This is a genomic window from Ruegeria sp. BF10, assembly GCF_056538725.1.
On record NZ_JBQFTR010000011.1, the window covers coordinates 1 to 18,171 of the forward strand.

19 protein-coding genes and 1 pseudogene are annotated in these 18,171 nt (G+C 58.1%); 6 read left to right on the forward strand and 14 right to left on the reverse strand.

Features of this window, described 5'->3' with window-relative positions:
• The 3 genes and pseudogenes from ACR0DJ_RS20115 to ACR0DJ_RS20125 form a co-directional block, all read left to right on the forward strand.
• Positions 1–269, forward strand: a pseudogene (locus tag ACR0DJ_RS20115) (sulfoacetaldehyde acetyltransferase); the annotation flags it as partial.
• Positions 270–358: 89 nt separating this feature from the next.
• The gene (locus ACR0DJ_RS20120) at positions 359–1,396 is read left to right on the forward strand and encodes a YeiH family protein (protein ID WP_480686136.1); all 1,038 of its coding nucleotides are present in this window, start codon (positions 359–361) and stop codon (positions 1,394–1,396) included.
• A 90-nt stretch (positions 1,397–1,486) separates the two neighbouring features.
• On the forward strand, positions 1,487–1,858 hold the full coding sequence (locus tag ACR0DJ_RS20125; RefSeq protein ID WP_170347472.1) for a cupin domain-containing protein: 372 nt from the start codon (positions 1,487–1,489) through the stop codon (positions 1,856–1,858).
• A gap of 63 nt (positions 1,859–1,921) precedes the next feature.
• Here ACR0DJ_RS20125 and ACR0DJ_RS20130 read toward each other — a convergent pair whose 3' ends face one another.
• From ACR0DJ_RS20130 to ACR0DJ_RS20175, 10 genes are all read right to left on the reverse strand, one after another.
• Positions 1,922–2,998: a 2Fe-2S iron-sulfur cluster-binding protein gene (locus ACR0DJ_RS20130; protein ID WP_171120813.1), complete on the reverse strand. Its 1,077-nt coding sequence runs from the start codon at positions 2,996–2,998 to the stop codon at positions 1,922–1,924.
• The gene (locus tag ACR0DJ_RS20135) at positions 2,995–4,149 is read right to left on the reverse strand and encodes an aromatic ring-hydroxylating oxygenase subunit alpha (RefSeq protein ID WP_425080282.1); all 1,155 of its coding nucleotides are present in this window, start codon (positions 4,147–4,149) and stop codon (positions 2,995–2,997) included. Before ACR0DJ_RS20135 ends, ACR0DJ_RS20130 begins: the two co-directional genes overlap by 4 nt.
• A gap of 23 nt (positions 4,150–4,172) precedes the next feature.
• The gene (locus ACR0DJ_RS20140) at positions 4,173–4,331 is read right to left on the reverse strand and encodes a hypothetical protein (RefSeq protein ID WP_425080283.1); all 159 of its coding nucleotides are present in this window, start codon (positions 4,329–4,331) and stop codon (positions 4,173–4,175) included.
• 158 nt (positions 4,332–4,489) lie between these two features.
• Positions 4,490–4,921, reverse strand: coding sequence for a DUF2141 domain-containing protein (locus ACR0DJ_RS20145; RefSeq protein ID WP_480686135.1), 432 nt, complete (start codon positions 4,919–4,921; stop codon positions 4,490–4,492).
• Positions 4,922–5,104: 183 nt separating this feature from the next.
• Positions 5,105–6,037: a hypothetical protein gene (locus tag ACR0DJ_RS20150; protein WP_257601313.1), complete on the reverse strand. Its 933-nt coding sequence runs from the start codon at positions 6,035–6,037 to the stop codon at positions 5,105–5,107.
• Positions 6,038–6,044: 7 nt separating this feature from the next.
• Entirely contained in the window at positions 6,045–7,358 is a 1,314-nt protein-coding gene (locus ACR0DJ_RS20155) for a TRAP transporter large permease (protein ID WP_257601314.1), read from the reverse strand.
• A 4-nt stretch (positions 7,359–7,362) separates the two neighbouring features.
• Positions 7,363–7,896: a TRAP transporter small permease gene (locus tag ACR0DJ_RS20160; RefSeq protein ID WP_257601315.1), complete on the reverse strand. Its 534-nt coding sequence runs from the start codon at positions 7,894–7,896 to the stop codon at positions 7,363–7,365.
• A gap of 69 nt (positions 7,897–7,965) precedes the next feature.
• The gene (locus ACR0DJ_RS20165) at positions 7,966–8,943 is read right to left on the reverse strand and encodes a TRAP transporter substrate-binding protein (RefSeq protein ID WP_170347464.1); all 978 of its coding nucleotides are present in this window, start codon (positions 8,941–8,943) and stop codon (positions 7,966–7,968) included.
• Positions 8,944–8,995: 52 nt separating this feature from the next.
• Positions 8,996–10,246 carry an NAD(P)/FAD-dependent oxidoreductase gene (locus ACR0DJ_RS20170; RefSeq protein WP_480686134.1) on the reverse strand — a complete coding sequence of 417 codons (1,251 nt, stop codon included), beginning with the start codon at positions 10,244–10,246 and terminating at the stop codon, positions 8,996–8,998.
• A complete protein-coding gene (locus ACR0DJ_RS20175; RefSeq protein ID WP_170347462.1) occupies positions 10,243–11,376 on the reverse strand; it encodes an enolase C-terminal domain-like protein in 1,134 nt (377 codons plus the stop codon). Before ACR0DJ_RS20175 ends, ACR0DJ_RS20170 begins: the two co-directional genes overlap by 4 nt.
• A 98-nt stretch (positions 11,377–11,474) precedes the next feature.
• On the opposite strand from ACR0DJ_RS20175, the gene ACR0DJ_RS20180 reads away from it, so the two are divergent.
• Positions 11,475–12,395 carry a LysR family transcriptional regulator gene (locus ACR0DJ_RS20180; protein ID WP_170347461.1) on the forward strand — a complete coding sequence of 307 codons (921 nt, stop codon included), beginning with the start codon at positions 11,475–11,477 and terminating at the stop codon, positions 12,393–12,395.
• Here the strand turns inward: ACR0DJ_RS20180 and ACR0DJ_RS20185 are convergent.
• Positions 12,356–14,050 (reverse strand): thiamine pyrophosphate-binding protein, encoded by a 1,695-nt coding sequence (locus ACR0DJ_RS20185; RefSeq protein WP_480686133.1) that lies wholly within the window; start codon positions 14,048–14,050, stop codon positions 12,356–12,358. The genes ACR0DJ_RS20180 and ACR0DJ_RS20185 overlap by 40 nt on opposite strands.
• Positions 14,051–14,162: 112 nt before the next feature.
• Here ACR0DJ_RS20185 and ACR0DJ_RS20190 point away from each other — a divergent pair, with 112 nt between their 5' ends.
• Together ACR0DJ_RS20190 and ACR0DJ_RS20195 are read left to right on the forward strand one after the other, a co-directional pair.
• On the forward strand, positions 14,163–14,867 hold the full coding sequence (locus ACR0DJ_RS20190) for a GntR family transcriptional regulator (protein WP_480686132.1): 705 nt from the start codon (positions 14,163–14,165) through the stop codon (positions 14,865–14,867).
• Positions 14,864–15,580, forward strand: a complete 717-nt coding sequence (locus tag ACR0DJ_RS20195; protein WP_425080289.1) for an aspartate/glutamate racemase family protein — start codon at positions 14,864–14,866, stop codon at positions 15,578–15,580. Before ACR0DJ_RS20190 ends, ACR0DJ_RS20195 begins: the two co-directional genes overlap by 4 nt.
• 46 nt (positions 15,581–15,626) lie before the next feature.
• Here ACR0DJ_RS20195 and ACR0DJ_RS20200 read toward each other — a convergent pair whose 3' ends face one another.
• The 3 genes from ACR0DJ_RS20200 to ACR0DJ_RS20210 are packed head-to-tail and all read right to left on the reverse strand — an operon-like array spanning position 15,627 to position 18,111.
• On the reverse strand, positions 15,627–16,265 hold the full coding sequence (locus ACR0DJ_RS20200) for a nucleoside/nucleotide kinase family protein (RefSeq protein WP_480686131.1): 639 nt from the start codon (positions 16,263–16,265) through the stop codon (positions 15,627–15,629).
• Positions 16,262–17,038, reverse strand: coding sequence for an ATP-binding cassette domain-containing protein (locus tag ACR0DJ_RS20205; protein WP_170347457.1), 777 nt, complete (start codon positions 17,036–17,038; stop codon positions 16,262–16,264). The genes ACR0DJ_RS20200 and ACR0DJ_RS20205 overlap by 4 nt, the downstream gene beginning before the upstream one ends.
• Positions 17,038–18,111, reverse strand: coding sequence for an ABC transporter permease (locus ACR0DJ_RS20210; protein WP_425080291.1), 1,074 nt, complete (start codon positions 18,109–18,111; stop codon positions 17,038–17,040). The genes ACR0DJ_RS20205 and ACR0DJ_RS20210 overlap by 1 nt, the downstream gene beginning before the upstream one ends.
• Positions 18,112–18,171 lie beyond the last annotated feature (60 nt).

An 18,171-nucleotide genomic window follows, 5' to 3' on the forward strand; every position in this document is an offset into this window, starting at 1 on the left:
ATTTCGTGGGCACCGAACTGGACACCAAAGTGTCTTACGCCGGTATCGCGCAGGCCTGTGGCCTGAAGGGCGTCGTGGCCCGCACCCAGGACGAGCTGACCGCGGCGCTGAACCAGGCGATCGAGGACCAGAAGAACGGCATCACCACGCTGATCGAGGCCCTGATCAACCAGGAGCTCGGCGAACCTTTCCGCCGCGACGCAATGAAAAAACCCGTCGCCGTCGCCGGAATCTCGGCCGACGACATGAAAGCTCAGGTCGAGCTGTAATCTGATCATGCCTCCACCCGGGCCGAATACGGTGCGGGTGGGAGCAGGCTTTGCCTAAAAGGCAACTCAAATATTGCAAAGGAAGTAAGATGCAGGTGTTGAGTGCATCCAACTCGCCGTGGCTTCGGGCACGGTCTTTCGTTCGTTTGAACGGGCACGGTTTCCTTGTTTCCGTGGTTGTTGCCGTCGCAGCGAAGTTCTTGTCCGAACATTATGGTGCCCCGGCGATGCTGATGGCCTTGTTGCTGGGCATCGCGTTCCATTTCCTGGCCGAAGACGACGCAGGCGACTGCAAAGCCGGGATCGAGTTTACGGCACGAACGGTTCTGCGTTTTGGCGTGGCTCTGCTTGGGGCCCGTATTTCCGTTGAATTGATGATGAGCCTTGGCGCGGATCTGATTGCCGTTGTGATTGCCGGTGTGATCCTCACGATCCTGTTCGGCCTTCTGGGCGCGCGTCTTCTGGGCCGTGGCTGGCGCTTTGGGGTGCTGACGGGGGGATCGGTTGCGATCTGCGGCGCGTCGGCCGCGATGGCCCTGTCGGCCATTCTGCCCAAAAACGAGCATTCGGAGCGGAACCTGGTTTTCACGGTATTGTCCGTCACTGTTCTGTCGACAATCGCGATGATCGCCTACCCCATCCTCACCGAGGCTTTCGAATTCAACGACGATGTTTCCGGGGTCTTCCTTGGCGGCACGATCCACGATGTCGCGCAGGTTGTCGGGGCCGGGTTCTCGGTCTCGGATCAAACCGGTGAGGTCGCGACTTTGGTCAAGCTGATCCGTGTCGCCATGCTGGCCCCGGTGGTTCTGGTCATCTCGTTTCTTGTCCGGCGCCACGCGGAGTTCAGCGAGGAAGACGGCAAGCGCCCGCCCATTTTGCCGATGTTCGTGGTTGGCTTTCTGATCTTTGCCGTCCTGAATTCAATGGGTCTGATCCCCGAAGTGGTCTCGTCGGCCATGGCCGATCTCAGCCGGTGGGCGCTGCTGGTGTCGATTGCGGCAGTGGGCATGAAGACGTCGCTCAAGCGAATTCTGGATGTAGGCGGGCAGGCCATCGTTCTGATCGTGGCCGAGACGATCTTCATCGCTGCTCTGGTTCTGGCGGGTGTCTACCTGTTTCACTAGAGGATGGCGGAAATCCTAGTCCGGCACGTGACCGACCATTGGCCGGTCACGTCATCTCGCAATACACGACCAGCAGGAGGGTATGACCTCATGACGACACAGGTACTCAACCTTTTCGATCAGCCCGCAACGCGCAGCGAACGGCGTTTGGCCGATCTTCCCGATCGCGTTGTCGAGGGTGATCCGCATCACAAGATTGGAATGCACTTCACCAGCCCGGATGGACAACTGTCTGCCGGGATCTGGACGTCCACGCCGGGCAAATGGCACGCGTTCACGGACAAGGACGAATATTGCTATATCGTCAAAGGCCATTGTGCCCTGATCCACGAAGACGGGACCCGTCAGGATTTTCGCACCGGGGCCAGCTTTTTGATCCCCAACGGCTTTCGCGGCTATTGGGAAGTCGTGGAAGAAACGACCAAGCACTTCGTGATCCGAGATTGTGCGCCGGACGCATGATCTGATCCGCGAACGAACCTGAGGCGGCGTGAAACGGCATGCGTCAGGCGCGTCATCGGTTCTTCAGCGACGGGTCTGGTCAAAGCTGATCGCCAGTTTTCCCGCCGTGGGTATTGACTGGCAGGTCAGGATTTCTCCGGCTTTGATGTCTTCATCCTCCAGCGCCATGCGCGCCCGCATATGAACTGTGCCGTCGGTCAGTTTGGCCCGGCACGCGCCGCAGACCCCCGATTGGCAGGAATAGGGTGGCTTGAGCCCCGCTGACTGCGCTGCGTGAAGAACGGTCTGCCCCTTGGTGATCGAAATGAGGTGTCGGGCGCCTTCCAGCGTCAGTTCAGCGGTTGCGTCCACCCCCTCAATACCAGCGTCCAGATCCGGCGCAGCACCATAGCTTTCCATGTGGATGCGGTTCGCGGGCACATCAATGGACATCAATGCCGATTTGACGGTCTGGTTCATGTTGCCCGGACCGCAGACATAGTATTGAGCGTCCTGGGCGTAAGGAGGATACTCGGCGATCAACGCTTCGATTGCGGCCTGGTCGATCGTACCCTGCCGCCAATATTCGGCGCTGGACCACCAGCCGGGCTTCGAAAAGACATGATTGATTGTAAAACGTTCGGGATGCGCTTCCTGAAGAACGTTCAGCTCTTGCTGCAACAGGATGCTCTTGGCGTTTGTGTTGCCATACACCAGATGCGCGACTGAATGGGGCTCGGCTGTCAAAACCGAGTTCAGCATCGCGTAGAGCGGCGTGATGCCAGAACCCGCGCCAAAAAAGTAATGGGTGCGCCGCGCCGTTTCATCGGGGTCCAGGCAGAAACTGCCAAATGGCGGCATGACGTCAATGGTTTGTCCTTCCTGAACCGTGTCGTTGATGAAGTTGCTGACACGGCCACCCTTGACCCGTTTGACGGTGATGCGAAGCGGGCCCCCGGAGTAAGGTGAACTGGAGATCGAATAGCTTCGACGGTGCTCTTTGCCATCAATATTGAAACGCAGGGACACGTGTTGGCCCGACCGCCAGGCGAATATGTCCATCAGGCGGTCAGGTACCTCGAACATAACGGTCTTAGCCACGCCATCCAGTTCAACTCGGGTCCCGCAAACGCGCAGTGGGAAAAAGTCACGTGGGTTCATTTCCCTTCTCCCAACCATTGCAGAACAACTTTCTGGTGCTCGATGACGGGGCTTTCACCGTTTGCTGCCGGACCTGCTTCAAAATACGGAGAATGCAGGGATTTCTGCTGCTGCTCGCACGCGTAGATGTCTTCGCCGGTAAAATCGCCAGCAACCATCGGGTCATCTTCGCCCATCGCGTCACTGGCTTCGTATTTTCCGCCTATTCCAAACTTGGACCAGAAAGAGGACGACTTCATCGACTGTTTGGTGAATTCCCATTCCGAGCTGTTGGACACCCGCCCGCGGTTGTGAACTCGTGTCAGTTCCGGGCCAAGGGGTTCGACAATGAAGATGCTCCAGCCGTCTTCCGAAGCGGCCAGTCCAATCCCCGGAAACAGCATCGGCACCCAGGCGCCGTTCATGTCTTTGGGAATGACGCGCGGGGCGGTCAGTTTGCTGTCCTGATCTTCCAGAAATTCTGCCACCGGCGGCTCCCAAAACATGTAATGAGGTCCTTCCCAGTGGAATTCGGCGGATTTGTGATCATACATTTGCAGCGTGTTCGAATGCAGATGACTCAGGTGGTAAACGTCGATGTAATTCTCGACGACAACCTTCCAGTTGGCCTTTATCTCATAGCTGGTGTTCAGGTCTTCGTATTCGACCAGCTCTTCCGGGACGTGCGGGCCGATATGGGGTTCGACCGGGCCGAACCATTCGGCGATGGAAGGCGCGTCGGGGTCTGGATGGACGAAAATCATCGATTTCCAGATATCGACCTTGGCGGGTTTCAGGCCAAGGCAGGACTTGTCGACCTTGCCATATTCCTCGTGCTCGTCCGGCACCGAAATCAGATTGCCTTCAAGATCGTAGGTCCAGTCGTGATATGGACAGGTCAATGCCTTTTGCGTTTTGCCAACCGCGCGGATCAATTGGGTGCCGCGGTGGCGGCAGATGTTATGGAACGCGCGCAGGCGACGGTCGCGCCCCATGATCACGAATATGTTGTTGAGTCCGGCCTGCACGGCGATGTACTGGCCGGGTTCACTGACATCCTCCATAAACCCGGCATAGCGCCAGGTTTTGGAAAAGATTTCGCGCATTTCCCGGTCGAACCAATCCTGGCTCGTGTAAGCCTCGACCGGCAAAAGGTGCAGCATGGGTTTCATTTGAGCCTCTTGTAAAGGAAGTTTCAAAACGTTCGAAAGAGAAAGTCGATGGCGATCATCGACAGGCCAAGTGCCATCCAGGCGAGTTGGATCAGCCAAAACAGGATGGGGTCCTTGTCCCGGGTTACGTCGGTCAAAAGCAAAGCGTGACCGGAATGGAAATTCGGGATTGTCCAGAACATCAAAAAAGCCCCTAAAACGTCTGATAGCCAAGAACGGTCGTGACCATGAGCACAGCGAAAGAGATGCAACATCGAAACCAGATCTCGCAACACATCTGATCAGAGCCTGCATGACCTGCTCATAACGCTCATCACGATTTGAGGGGCGCCCGATCATGTTATTTCCAGTATTTCAGCGTCACGTTTGCCGTTGCGCCGGTGCCGACGGCGACGGCGGCATCCGTGAATTCCGGCGGCAGACCGCTCTGCCCCATACCGCCAAAGCCGTACCCTTCGGTTGGGATATCCTTTTCGGTATCCAGGTTGCTGTTGCTGTTCTCGTCGTGAATCGCGGCAATCGCATAGGTGCCAAGCGGGAGATCGTGAAAGGTCACCGAAACCTGACCTTTGACAGCAGGAACGGAAGCCAAGGCCGCCGCGTTCGCCACGTCCATGGCCTTGAAAGATTTTGCTTCATCGAACACGGCAATGATCAAATCACCCTCTGCATTGCGCACGTCCTGCACCGTTGCAGTGAGAGTTTGTGCGGATGCCCCGAGGGTTGAAGCCAGTGTCATTACACATGCGACGACCAGTTTTCTAATCGGCATGATATATCCTTTACTGTCAACATTGACAGTAAATAGGGAAGGTGCGATTAGCTGTCAATAGTGACAAACATTCGCCCGATTTCCCTGAACGTGTTTATGGCCTGAACTAAAGGCGAGGTACCGGCCCAACGTCAGCAAGGATCGGAGAAAGGGGATAAAAAACCCTAAAGGGGCTCTCCAACGCTACTCGGGCAAGACTTGCCTCATGTAGAGATGACGCATGACCATTGGCGTCAGGTACATCGGAACTTGATACGCCCCGATAAAGGCCATGATGGGTGCGGTGACTTCGGGCGGCAAAGCAACGAAGAAAATCGCGATGTTTCTGTTTCCCGCGATCAGAGAGACGGCAGTTGCCCTGGCTGCCGGCAGACGCCCTCGGGTCATCCGGAACGAAATGAACTGTGCTCCGAAATTGGCCAGACAGGCGAGCGCGATCCAGAAGGCCGCGACGGCCGGGCTTTTCAGCGCCGTGGAGCTGACGGAAGGCATAAGGCCGATGACAAAAACGGCCAATGTGATCGTGCCCAACCCTTCCAGATTCAACAAGGTGGAGCGGGATGGCGAACGCAACCAAACACGCCGAGCAAAGATGGCGGCGCCGGTTGCGCAGAGTATCGTCAACAACAGTTGCAGTCCGGCCAACAGCACGGATTGAATGTCGCCCAATTCGGGCATGAGCAGGAACACCGGAAACGCTGTCAATGGCAACAGGGCAGTGCCAACAACCAGCATTCGCATCGCGTGTTCAGGTGGGTAGCCCATCATCAGACACATGTTGGGACTGCCTGAAATCGAAGGTGCTGCCGCCATAATCAGCAGGGACAGAAGCACCGGCGTTCCGGTCCATCCCCCAATAAATCCGATGGCCAGAATGATCAGCGGCATCACGAATTGAAACCCGATGACGGTGAACGCGACCTTGTGCAGATCGCTCAACGATCCAAAAATGGTTTCGGGGTCCATTCTCAGGACGGTGACGAACAGCAGCAACACGACCAGGGGCGGCAGCAGGTTCCGCATGGGCTCGGCCAAACCCGGCAAAAGCAGACCCGCCGCCAATCCGGCGACCAGAACACGGGGCCCGTGACGGGCCGCCAGATGGAGCGGGTTCAAGGTCGTTTTACCCGCCGGGACTCTGCCGCAAATTCTCGGGCAGCCAGGTGGCGAGGTCGGGGAACCAGATGAGGATGAAGACCATCAGTACCATGATCAGGAACATCGGTATCGCGGCGCGTGCGATATAGCTCATCTCATGGTTGGTCATACCCTGCATCACGAACAGGTTGAACCCGATCGGGGGTGTGATCTGTGCCATCTCGACGACGACCACGATGAAGATGCCGAACCAGATCAGATCGATCCCGGCGTCGCGGATCATCGGTTCCACCACGGCCATGGTCAGCACAACCGACGAGATCCCGTCAAGGAAACAACCCAGAATGATGTAGAACACCAGCAGAACCATCAGCAGCTCGAACCGGGTCAGTTCCCATCCGGCGATCAGATCGGCCAACCCGCGCGGCAGGCCGGTAAAACCCATCGACAGCGACAGGAACGCAGCGCCAGCAAGGATCAGGGCGATCATCGCGCTGGTCCGCGTGGCCCCCATCAGGCTTTCCGTGAATGTCTTCCAGTTCAACGACCCCTGGCCTGCCGCCAGCAACAGGCCGCCGATCACCCCGAACGCCGCGGCTTCGGTCGCAGTGGCATAGCCCAGATACATTGAGCCGATGACGACCGTGATCAGAAGGATCACAGGCAACAAAAAGCGGGAGTTTCTGACTTTCTCGGAAAAGCTTAGCTTGCCCTCGTCATTCGGGTTCCAGTCTTTGCCCAACTTGGAATAGATCGCGACATAGCCCATGAACATCGCCGCCAGCACCAGGCCGGGAAGGATGCCGGCAAAGAACAGCTTGGTGATCGATTCATTGATCGTCACCCCGTAGACGATCAGGGTCAGAGATGGCGGGATCATCAGCCCCAACGTCGCAGCGCCGGTCAATGTGCCGATGATCATTCGTTCGGGGTAATTGCGTTTGCGCAGTTCGGGGATCGACATCTTGCCGACGGTGGTCAGCGTTGCCGCCGACGAACCTGAGACCGCCGCGAAGACAGTACAGCCCACGATATTCGTATGCACCAAGCCGCCGGGCAGGGGGGCCATCCAGGGGGACAAACCCTTGAACATGTCTTCGGATAATCGCGTGCGGTACAGGATTTCGCCCATCCAGATGAACATGGGCAAGGCGGTCAGGGTCCACGACGACGAAGCGGACCAGATGGTGGTGATCATCACGTCGCCCACCGGGCGGGTGGTGAACAGCTCCATCCCGACCCAGGCAACCCCCATCAGGGCCAGGCCAACCCAGACACCGGTGCCGAGCAAGGTGAACAGTACAAAGAGGAAAAGGATGATGACGGACAGGTTTTCCATGCGCTTACTCTCCGTGGCTCTGGTCGGCCAGATCGCGGACAATGCGATGGTCACCTTTGAACAGGACGTGGATCAGGTGATCCGTCAGCGCGATGGCCAGGATCACGGCACCGATCAGCATCGCCGACTGGGGAATCCAGAGTGCGGTTCTGTCCTGTCCCTGACTGATGTCGTTGAACTTCCAGCTCCAATAGACGAAGCGATAGGCATACCAGCAGAAATACCACATGACGGCAGTGCCGATGGTGAAACACCAGATTTCAAGGATACGCCGCACACCGCCCGGCACGGAGTTCAGAAGGATCGAAACCCGAATGTGGCTGCCCCGGTTCAACGCATTGGCAAAGGCCAGGAAAGATGCCGCCGCCATTGCGTAACCGGCATAGTCAGGCGCTCCGGGAAATACCTCACCTGTCCAGCGGGCCAGCATCTGAACGACGATCAGCAAAAGAATGGCAATCAGGCTGAGCGCCGCCAATACCCCTGCTGCCTGATAGATGAAGTCCAGAACGGACCGAAGCCCTCGCAATACCGCCATGGTGTCCCCGCTGTATTATGATTGGGTGGAAAGCGGGCGGCATAGTGCAACGCCGCCCGCCCCGAACGGTTACTTAGATGCGTTGAACGCATCGACGATGGCTTTGCCTTCGTCGCCAGCGGCTTCCAGCCATTCATTGGTCATGGTTACACCAATCTCCTTCAGCTCATTCGTCATCTGTTCAGATGCCGGACCGACGGTCATGCCACCATCACGCAGACCTTGCAGAGTAAAACCGGTATATTCCTTGGCGCGCCAGTTGCCTGCGTATTCCGCCAGTTCCGCGCAGGCCTTGATGATGTTCTTGTTGGCGTCGGACACGCCCGACCAGACATCCGAATTCACCATCACATAATTGCGCGGCAACCAGGCATCGACCTCGTAGAAATAGTTCAGGCTTTCCCAGACCTTGCGGTCATACCCGGTTGATCCCGAAGACACCATCGACTCGGCGACGCCCGTGGCAAAAGCCTGACTGATTTCCGCCGCTTCGATCGTCACCGGCAACATCCCTGTCAACTCGGCCAGTCTCGAAGTCGCGTTGTTGTACGAACGGAACTTGATGCCCTTCATATCGGCGACCGAGTTCACCTCATTCTTGAAATACAGTCCCTGCGGCGGCCATGGCACCGCGTAAAGCAACGTCAGGTTCTGTTCGGCCAGCACCTTTTCAATTGACGGTTTTGCCGCTTCCCAAAGCTTGGCACTGTCATCGAACGAGGTTGCAAGGAACGGTATCGAATCGAAACCGAACAACGCGTTCTCATTCTGGTGGCCAGACAGAAGGCGTTCGCCAATCGGGGCTTGCCCGGTCTGGATTGCGCGTTTGATATCGGCACCTTTGAACAACGAGCCGGATGGATGCGTAACGATTTCGATCTCACCGCCGGTTCCGGTCGTTACACATTTGGCGAATTCCGCTCCGGTGGCCGAATGGAAGTTCGACGCCGAATAGGCCATCGGCATGTCCCATTTCTCGGCCACGGCCGGTGCTGCCGCTGCGGCAGTCAAAGCGGTTGCCGCCAGTAGGTTTGTCAGTTTTTTCATCGTTTTCTCCCTATCGAGTTTTGAAATACCGATGTTCTTCATCGGTCTGTTCTTATGTTGCAAAGCGCGACGGCGCGTAGACGCTTACGTCGGTGTTCGGTGTTCTGCCCGCGATCATCTGCGCCAGAAGCCGTCCGGTCTTTGGCCCGCCTGTCAGGCCGATGTGATGATGACCAAAGCCCATATAGGCCCCTTTGATTCCGGGCACGTCTCCGATTATCGGGATCGAGTCAGCTGGGGCCGGCCTGTGCCCCATCCATTCCACTTCCTCCTTCCATGTTATGCCCGGAAACGCGGCCCGGGCATTTCTTCGCATCAATTCAAACGGCGCGCGCGAGGGCGGTGCGTCCAGCCCTCCGAACTCCACAATACCCGCCAAGCGTATGCGCCCATCCATAGGCGTGGCAACAAACTTGCCCGAAGCCACCATGACCGGGCTGCGGGGCATGGCAGAAGGTGCCACCAATTCAAGATGATAACCGCGCTCGCTTTCAAGAGGAACAGAAACCCCCAGTCGCTTGGCCAGTGGCCCGGACCAGACACCAGCCGTGACAATGGCGGTGTCGCAAGCGATTGTCTCACCATCCGCGCGCACGCCGGAAACGCGGCCGTTGTCGCGGGTGACGTCCTCGACATTGGCGCGGATGATCCGGCCTCCACCAGCCTCGACATGGGCGGCCAGGTCTTTCACGTACCGCCCGGGATCGGTGATATGACCGTGGTTTGACAGCTTGGCAGCGAAACCGATATCCGGGCTGAACACGGGGTCATAGTCGTGAAACGCCTTGCCCTCCAGTTCTTGCCAATCAAAGCCGTTCTTCCGACGGATTCCCCAGCCCAACGCATCTTGTTCAAAATGAGCCCGGTTCTCGTAGAGAAACAGATAGTCGCTGGGCACGATCCACTTTTCAGCACGTGTGCCTGCCGCCAAAGCCTTGTGATCATTCAGGCTGTCGCCGACGATCGGTGTCAGCGCCGCCGCGATCCGTTCAACGTCTGCCACGTTCGCGTGGCTCAGATATTGCCGGAGCCATGGGAGCAACTTCGGCAAATACCCCCATTTCAAAAACAGCGGCTGCGAGGAGCTCAGCAGCATTTTGGGTGCTTTGCCAAGCAGTCCGGGAACCGTCACAGGTATGATGGAACAGGACGCCAGCACACCGCCATTGCCATGAGACGTGCCTTCACCCGGTCCGGCCTTGTCGAACAGGATCACGTCGTGCCCGTCCCGTTGCAGCCAGACCGCGGCCGAAACGCCGACTATACCGGCGCCGATGATGGCTATGGTTTTCTTTTCACTCATTCTGAAACCGCCTTGGCCACTGCATAATGGTTCAGCTTTGCCAGCTCGGGCTTGCCGCCAAGTCCCGGGCTTTCGGGCACGCAGACCTGTCCGCCTCTGATCCGGAAGGGTTCTTCCAGAATGTCCTCTTTCAGGAAATAGGACGCCTGATAAAACTCGCAGCCCAATGTGATCTCGGGTGTCGCGGCAATCAGATGGGTGCCCGCAAGATGGGCCAAACCGGCCTCGAACATGTCCCCGCCATACGCCGTCAGACCGTGCGCCGCCGCGATGCGGGCGACCGTTTGCCCGCGGGTCAGTCCGCCAGACTTCATTATTTTCACCGAGACACCATCGCAAATGCTTTCACGCGCGGCGCGTTCCATATCTTCGGGACCAAAGACGCTTTCATCGGCGAGAAGGGGAACATCGGTCATATGCCGTAGCTTCGCCATCATGCCGAAGTGATGGGCGCGAACCGGCTGTTCGATGAAATCAGGATTGAACCGGGCCACGTCCCGCACCCGTGCCGGAGCCTCCTCGATGCTCAGCCCCTGATTATAGTCCACGCGGACCGAGAATTCAGGGCAGTTCTGCGCAAGGTACTCCAACCGCATGATGTCAAAGGCGTGATCCTTGAACCCGGTCTTGAGTTTGACAATCCGCACGCCGTCCTCTCGCAACCGCGCCAACAGGTCTATGTCCTGAGAGAAGTCCGGGTTGGCGATGGAACAGCTGAGCGGAATGGTGCCGCGGCAACGACCGCCCAGCAAAGACCAGACCGGGATGCCGCTGATACGGCCGGCCAGATCCAGCAGAGCGGTTTCCAGCGCGGCCTTGGCCTCGGTGCAATGCGCCACGGCATAGGCGGCGCGTGCCATGATGGCCGATCGGTCACTTACGCTGGCGCCAAGAACTAGGGGTCGCAAGTATCGGTCCAGCGCCGCGAAAGTCGCCTCCGGGGTGCCGGTGAACACCGACCATGGTGACGCTTCGCCGAATCCCTGTGTGCCATCCTCGGAGGTCAGTCGCAGTATGACGACTTCGCAAACGCCTTCGACGGATCCTATACCGTGATCCCGGCGGGACGTGACCGGAAGCTTCAGGTGCCAGAGGTCGTAACCGATGATGTTTTGTGCCAGATCGCTCATTCCGCCCCCTGTGGATGAGCGGAAGCCTGCCTTGACGGGCATATCATTTCAAATACTATATCTTCGACAGTTCATCAGAAAAAATGATGTGATTACCGATGTCCCTGCGCTTTCGCCAGCTTCAAGCGTTTCACGCCATCATGGAAACCGGAACCGTAACCGGTGCGGCGTCGGTACTTGGGATATCCCAGCCTGGTATCAGCAATCTGTTGGCTCAGTTGGAACGCGAAGCGCGACTGCCTCTGTTCGAGCGCAACAAGGGCCGTTTGCTGCCCACTCCGGAAGCCGAGCTGCTGTTCCGCGAAGTCGACACGGTCGTGCGCGGGCTGGATCACGTGGCGCAGGCCGTGACGGATTTGCAGAACAAGCATCCCGGTCAGTTGCAGGTTGCGGCGCCGCATCTTCTGTCATTTGGTTTCATGCCGCGCGAGATCGCTCGTTTTGCCAAAAGCCGCCCCAACCTGTCCGTCAGTTTCCAGTCGCAGTATTCATCCAAGATTCAGGAATGGGTGATTTCCGGCCTGTTTGAAATCGGCATTGTCGAGATGCCGATCCTGCACGACACGCTGAACTATCAGGTGTTTCAGTTCGAAACGCTGGCGACTTTTCCAGAACACAGCCCCTTGGCCGAATACGACGTTCTGACACCGGAAATACTGGAAAACGAGCCCTTCATCGTGATGGGCCCGGAACACCAAACCCACCGACGAACCCGTGACATCTTTCAGGCATCCGGGCGCACGTGGCGGACGCAGATCCACACGCACCTGTCCGAGAACCTGCTGAGTTTTGTGAAACAGGGCATGGGGGTCGCGATGATCGACCCCTTTACCGTGACGTTCGACGGTGAGAGCGGGTACCAGACCCGCCCGTTCAGGCCTTCCGTCATGCTGGATCTTGCAATCATCACCGCAAAGGGGCGCCCCCTGTCCACGATTGCGCAGGAGTTTCTGGCCCAGCTGACCCCGTCGATTGCCTCTTACGCGACCCATTCCGACACAGGTGCAGCGGCGTCGTGAAGCTGCTGCGAATGGATGTCGACCAATGTGGGGCCATCATGTTCGACGGCCTGTTTCAACACTTTCGGCAAGTCCTCAGGGTCCTTGACCGTCCATGATTTCACTCCAAAGGCGGCTGCGACAGCGGCGTGGTCGGTCCGGTTGAAATCAACGTTGTAATAGCGTTGATCAAACCCAGCATCCTGACCCGCCTTGATCCATCCGAAGACCGAGTTCGAGAACACGATCGAGGTGATCGGCATTTTGTGCCGGACCATCGTTTCAAACTCACCGCAGGCGAACCCAAACGAACCATCGCCCATGACGGCAAGCGTCTTGACCGAGGGCCGCCCAACATGTGCACCCATGGCCGCCCCCAGAGAATAGCCCAGTGCTCCATGCGCGCGATTTGTGATGAAATGCCGCCCGGGTTGCCGCCAACGGTAATGCGCACTGAAATAGGGGCAGGGGGTGCCGGGATCAGCGACCACAATCGCATCGTCGTCCAGAATGTCCATCAGGGACGCCATGACGGCCTCAGGCCGTATCGGGGTTTCCCGACTTGCAGCCAAGGGGGCAAACGCCGCTGCCTTGGCCTCCCATGCGGCGCGGGCCTTGGCTGTTCCGCCTTGACCGTTCAGGTCCTGCCGTTGCTCCAGTGCATGAGCAAGTGCCTCCAACGCCAGACGGGCATCGGCGCAAATCGCCACTTCGGTCTGATAGTTTGCGCCGATCACCATGGGGTCACTGTCGATGTGAATGATCGTGGCGTTGCGCCCGGGGCTTCTCCACCGTTCGGTCGTGACCGAACCGGCGCGGCACCCGATGAACAGGACAACGTCAGCCTGATCCACCACGGCGCGTGTCGCGGGGATGCCGCCGTTCGATCCGACGACACCCAGGGCCAAAGGGTCGGTTTCGGCGATGGACCCTTGGCCTGAAACGGTTGTGGCGACGGGCATATCCAGCAGACCGGCGACGCGGCGCAACGCATCGGTTGCGCCGGACAGAACCGGGCCGCCGCCACATACCGCGACAGCGGATTTGGCCTGGGCAAGAATGGCTGCGGCTGCTTCGATGGCATCAGGTTCGGGGGCAGCCCGCTCTGCGGGATAGCTGCGATGCCGCTTGTCGGCCCAGATTTCCGCTTCGTCCACCTGTGCCTTCTGCGTATCAAACGGCAGTGCCAGATGGGTCGCGCCGGGTGTTCCCGTTGTCATCGCCCGGAACGCCGCTCGAACCATGGCCGGAAGACGGGCAGCATCATCCAGAGACGCGTTCCACTTCGTCAGCGGGCGGAACAACGCTGGCTGATCCAGTTCCGTCAAAGGGTATTTTCCACGGCTGGTCGTCGCCACATCGGACGTGATCGCCAGGATTGGAACCGAACTTTCATTGGCCTCGACCACACCCGGCAGAATGTAGGTCGCACCACCGCCGGAAGGGCCTTCGCAAACGCCGGGCTTGCCTGTCACACGAGCATAGCCGTCCGCCATGTAGGCAGCGTGCCGTTCGTCGCGGGTCAGAATGTGCTGAATGCCGTGATCCAATCGGGCGAGCGCATCATAGAATGGCAAGGTGGTATCGCCGCACAGACCGAACATATGGGTGACGCCATGCGCCTCGAGCATGCGCACCATTGCCTCGGCTCCGGTCAGGTAATTCGTTCCTGTCATCGTTCGCGACTCCTTCGATTCACGTCTGCACACAAAGCTGTATACAGTTTTGTATATTGATTTCAAGAACTGTGTGTGGCACCTGTGAATCAACGGAAGAAAGGCAGGGTTTATGGCGGGACCACGTGTCGATGATATCTATGATCAGGTCAAAGCCATGGCGGTGTCCTTCCGCCTGCGGCCCGGTGACCGCCTGAACGAGGTCGCTCTGTCCAGGGACCTGGGCGTCAGCCGCACGCCGTTGCGTGAAGCGTTGAATCGTCTGGTCGCCGAACGGCTGTTCGATTTCCGCCCGGGGCAAGGGTTCTTTTGTCGTCCCTTGGATGCGCAAAGCGTGTTCGACCTTTTCGAGCTGCGCCAGATCATCGAATCCGCGGCGGCCCGATCCGCCTGCGCCAGGGCGACGGATGAAGACCTGCAAATACTGCGTGATGAACTTTACGAAACGGGCATCGACATCACCGGCCTGACGATCGAAGAGGCAGTGACCCGGGACGAAGCGTTCCATCTGGGGATCGCAAAACTGTCAGGGAACATGGAGTTGTTGCAAACTCTGACGCGGATCAACGAGCGTATCCGCTATATCCGCTGGATTTCCATGAGCATGGACCGGGTGCAGAAGTCCAAGGACGAACATAAACACGTCATGCAGGCCCTTCTGGATCGGGATGCTGATGAGGCGGCCCGGGTTCTGGCGGCTCATATCACGAAACGAATGGATCAGGTTCAGGACGCAGTGCGCCACGGGATTACCAGCATCTACATGGAAGGGGCCGAAGACATCTCGACCCGCATTATCGAGGAGGCGCAGGGATGATCGCGCAGGGCGGCAAATCCATTTATGGCGCATCGGTGGGAATCCTCATGCTGGACGCGCAATTCCCAAGAATTCCCGGCGACATGGGCAATGCTCAGACATGGCCGTTTCCGGTGCTGTACCGCGTCGTCCGGGATGCCTCGCCCGATCGGGTGGTCCGGCATCGGGCCGAAGGTATGCTCGGGGTCTTCATCGACGCCGCGCAAGAGCTGGTCAAAGACGGCGCAGATGGCATAACAACCAATTGCGGGTTCTTGTCCCTGTTCCAAAAGGAACTGGCCGAGGCCGTTCCGGTTCCCGTCGTCACCTCGTCCTTGATGCAGGTCGAAATGGTGAATCGTATCCTTCCCAAGGGAAAGCGCGCGGGCATTCTGACCATTTCGGCATCCACCCTGACCAGTGATCATCTTCAGGCCGCCAATGTCCCCTTGGATACGCCAATCGGCACAACCGAGGGTGGGCGGGAATTCACCCGCGCAATTCTTGGCAATGAACCGCATCTGAATGTTCAGAAAGCCCGGGAGGACAATGTCGAGGCCGCAATCGCATTGGCCTCGGACCATCCCGATCTTGGGGCAATAGTTCTGGAGTGCACGAATATGTGCCCCTATGCGCCGGATATTCAGCAGGCGACCGGGCTGCCGGTGTTTTCAATCGTGTCTTTCGTGACTTGGTTCCAGGCCGGTCTTGTTCCGCCGGTGTACCGGAGCTGACCTCTGGCCTTTCATCAAGACGGATTGTGTTGGCCGAAGGCAAAACTCAAGCCAGTGTCAGATCACCGGGTATCGAATTTCGGATCACGCGCTTTGCATTCGGCAGATCGTTCGACTGCGCACGGTCCTTGGCGGCATTGGTGTCCAGACCGTGGCCGATCCATCTGTTGGTCAGGCGGGATTCGAGTGTTTTCAGATCGGTGTCCAAAAATACCTTGAATGTCCACAGTTGGTGAAGGTCCGACCAACCCGATTCATTCAAGAGAAGGTAATTGCCCTCAACCAGAACAACGCGCTGATCCGCCGTGATCATGGACCGCGCGGCAATGGCCAGATCCAGTTCCCGGTCAAACTCGGGTATGGCGACTTCTTCTTCCGCACGCAATCGACCAAGCAGCGCACGAAAGCCGGCACGGTCAAAGGTTTCGGGGGATCCTTTGCGGTTCAGCAGGCCACGATCCTTCAAGATCACGTTGTCATAATGGAAGCCGTCCATGAAGACCAGTCCGGTTGCGACGCCGCGTAGATTCAGCTCTTTGGTCGCAAGGCTGGCCGCAGTCGTTTTCCCCGATCCCGGTGGCCCGGCAATTGCGACAAGATGACGGTCTTGCAGCGGAGGCAAAGCCTGAACGGCATCCGCGATCCTGGTTGCAAGCGCTTCGGGGGTGGCACGTGTATTCGTCACGCGGCCTGATCCTCGGCGGGCGGTTCCTTGGCACCGGTCATGAACGCCACAGCGTCGGACATCGTGTAATCCTTGGGATCAACGACGCAGAGGCGTTTGCCAAGCCGGTGCACGTGAATTCGATCGGCGACCTCAAAAACATGTGGCATATTGTGGCTGATCAGGATGATCGGAATGCCCCGCGATTTCACGTCGAGGATCAGTTCAAGAACGCGACGGCTTTCCTTCACACCCAGTGCGGCCGTTGGCTCGTCCAGGATGATGACTTTTGATCCGAACGCCGCGGCCCGCGCCACGGCAACACCCTGACGCTGACCCCCGGACAGAGTTTCAACGGCTTGATTGATGTTCTGGATCGTCATCAGGCCCAGTTCGCTCAGCTTGTCGCGGGCGAATTTCTCCATCGCCGGACGGTCGAGCATTCGGAGCCATGATCCCAACGGCCCTTTGCGCCGGATTTCGCGCCCCATGAAGATGTTGTCCGCAATCGACAGGGCGGGGGACATCGCAAGCGTCTGGTAGACCGTTTCGATACCGGCTTCGCGCGCGTCAATCGGCGAGTGGAAATTCACTTTGCGGCCTTCCAGCCAAACATCACCTTCATCCGGCACCACCGCGCCCGATATCGCCTTGATCAGTGTTGACTTGCCTGCGCCGTTGTCGCCGATCACGGCCAGAATCTCGCCCGGCATCAGATCGAAATCGCACTGATCCAGCGCCGTTACCTTGCCGTAGCGCTTCACAAGGTTCCGTCCTTTGAGAATAGGTTCCATCAGGCTGCCACCTTTCTGATCCACTGGTCGACCGCGACCGCTGCGATGATAAGGATGCCGATCAACAGGAACGTCCATTGCGCATCAGCGCCCAGCAATCGAAGCCCAAGCGTGAAGACCCCGACGATCAACGCTCCGAACAATGATCCGAGAATGGACCCGCGGCCACCGAAAAGGGATATGCCCCCGATCACGACCGCCGTTATGCTTTCAATATTGGCCAACTGGCCAGAGGTCGGAGACACGGACCCGATCCGACCAATCAGAGCCCAACCCGCGAAGGCGCAGATCAGCCCGGACAGCATGTAAACCGACATCAGCGTGCGATGCACATTGACACCGGACAGCTCGGCAGCTTCCGGATCATCACCGACCGCATAGACATGCCTTCCCCAGGCGGTATGACGAAGCGCATAGGAAAGCACGAGGATAAGCACCAGCATGAAGATCACGCCGACGGTGAATACTGCCCCGCCGACGTTGAACTTGGCACCGAACAGTTGCAGGATGCTGGCATGTTCCTCGATCTCCTGTGACCGGATCGTTTCGTTCTGAGAATAAAGGAAATTTGCCGCGAGAACGATTTGCCACATGCCAAGCGTCACGATGAACGGTGGCAGTTTGATGCGGCTGACAAGATAACCGTTCACCGCGCCGATTGCTGTGCCAACGAAAAGGCCGCAAATGATCGCGACCGATGGCGGCAGCCCATATCGGAAGGTGAACTGTCCCATGACAACCGACGACATCACCATGATTGCCCCGACGCTGAGGTCGATACCGGCGGTCAAGATGACGAGGCTTTGCGCCGCCGCCACGATCCCGACGATCTGGACCTGCTGCAAAATCAGGGTCAGTGCAAATGGCGAGAAAAACTTGGAGCCCAACAAGACACCGAAAATGACGATGGCAGCCACAAGGACGATCAACGGCACCAGAGAGGGGTTCACATGCAGAAAATGCTGAACCGTTCCGACAAACCCGCGGTGGTGATCGTCGAATTCGGCAACCTGTTCCGGGCTGCCTTTCGCAGCGGCTTCGAAGTCGTCTGATCGTCGTGAAGTATCGGACATGAATGTTCCCCCAAAGCGTCAGGTCACTGACGACTTTAGCAAGTTTTCGGGCGATTGGGT

Coding starts and splice junctions, on each gene's coding strand:
- ACR0DJ_RS20120 (WP_480686136.1), top strand. CDS start 359: ATGCAGGTGTTGAGTGCATCCAACTCGCCGTGGCTTCGGGCACGGTCT.
- ACR0DJ_RS20125 (WP_170347472.1), top strand. CDS start 1,487: ATGACGACACAGGTACTCAACCTTTTCGATCAGCCCGCAACGCGCAGC.
- ACR0DJ_RS20130 (WP_171120813.1), bottom strand. CDS start 2,998: ATGAACCCACGTGACTTTTTCCCACTGCGCGTTTGCGGGACCCGAGTT.
- ACR0DJ_RS20135 (WP_425080282.1), bottom strand. CDS start 4,149: ATGAAACCCATGCTGCACCTTTTGCCGGTCGAGGCTTACACGAGCCAG.
- ACR0DJ_RS20140 (WP_425080283.1), bottom strand. CDS start 4,331: ATGTTCTGGACAATCCCGAATTTCCATTCCGGTCACGCTTTGCTTTTG.
- ACR0DJ_RS20145 (WP_480686135.1), bottom strand. CDS start 4,921: ATGCCGATTAGAAAACTGGTCGTCGCATGTGTAATGACACTGGCTTCA.
- ACR0DJ_RS20155 (WP_257601314.1), bottom strand. CDS start 7,358: ATGGAAAACCTGTCCGTCATCATCCTTTTCCTCTTTGTACTGTTCACC.
- ACR0DJ_RS20160 (WP_257601315.1), bottom strand. CDS start 7,896: ATGGCGGTATTGCGAGGGCTTCGGTCCGTTCTGGACTTCATCTATCAG.
- ACR0DJ_RS20165 (WP_170347464.1), bottom strand. CDS start 8,943: ATGAAAAAACTGACAAACCTACTGGCGGCAACCGCTTTGACTGCCGCA.
- ACR0DJ_RS20170 (WP_480686134.1), bottom strand. CDS start 10,246: ATGAGTGAAAAGAAAACCATAGCCATCATCGGCGCCGGTATAGTCGGC.
- ACR0DJ_RS20175 (WP_170347462.1), bottom strand. CDS start 11,376: ATGAGCGATCTGGCACAAAACATCATCGGTTACGACCTCTGGCACCTG.
- ACR0DJ_RS20180 (WP_170347461.1), top strand. CDS start 11,475: ATGTCCCTGCGCTTTCGCCAGCTTCAAGCGTTTCACGCCATCATGGAA.
- ACR0DJ_RS20185 (WP_480686133.1), bottom strand. CDS start 14,050: ATGACAGGAACGAATTACCTGACCGGAGCCGAGGCAATGGTGCGCATG.
- ACR0DJ_RS20190 (WP_480686132.1), top strand. CDS start 14,163: ATGGCGGGACCACGTGTCGATGATATCTATGATCAGGTCAAAGCCATG.
- ACR0DJ_RS20195 (WP_425080289.1), top strand. CDS start 14,864: ATGATCGCGCAGGGCGGCAAATCCATTTATGGCGCATCGGTGGGAATC.
- ACR0DJ_RS20205 (WP_170347457.1), bottom strand. CDS start 17,038: ATGGAACCTATTCTCAAAGGACGGAACCTTGTGAAGCGCTACGGCAAG.
- ACR0DJ_RS20210 (WP_425080291.1), bottom strand. CDS start 18,111: ATGTCCGATACTTCACGACGATCAGACGACTTCGAAGCCGCTGCGAAA.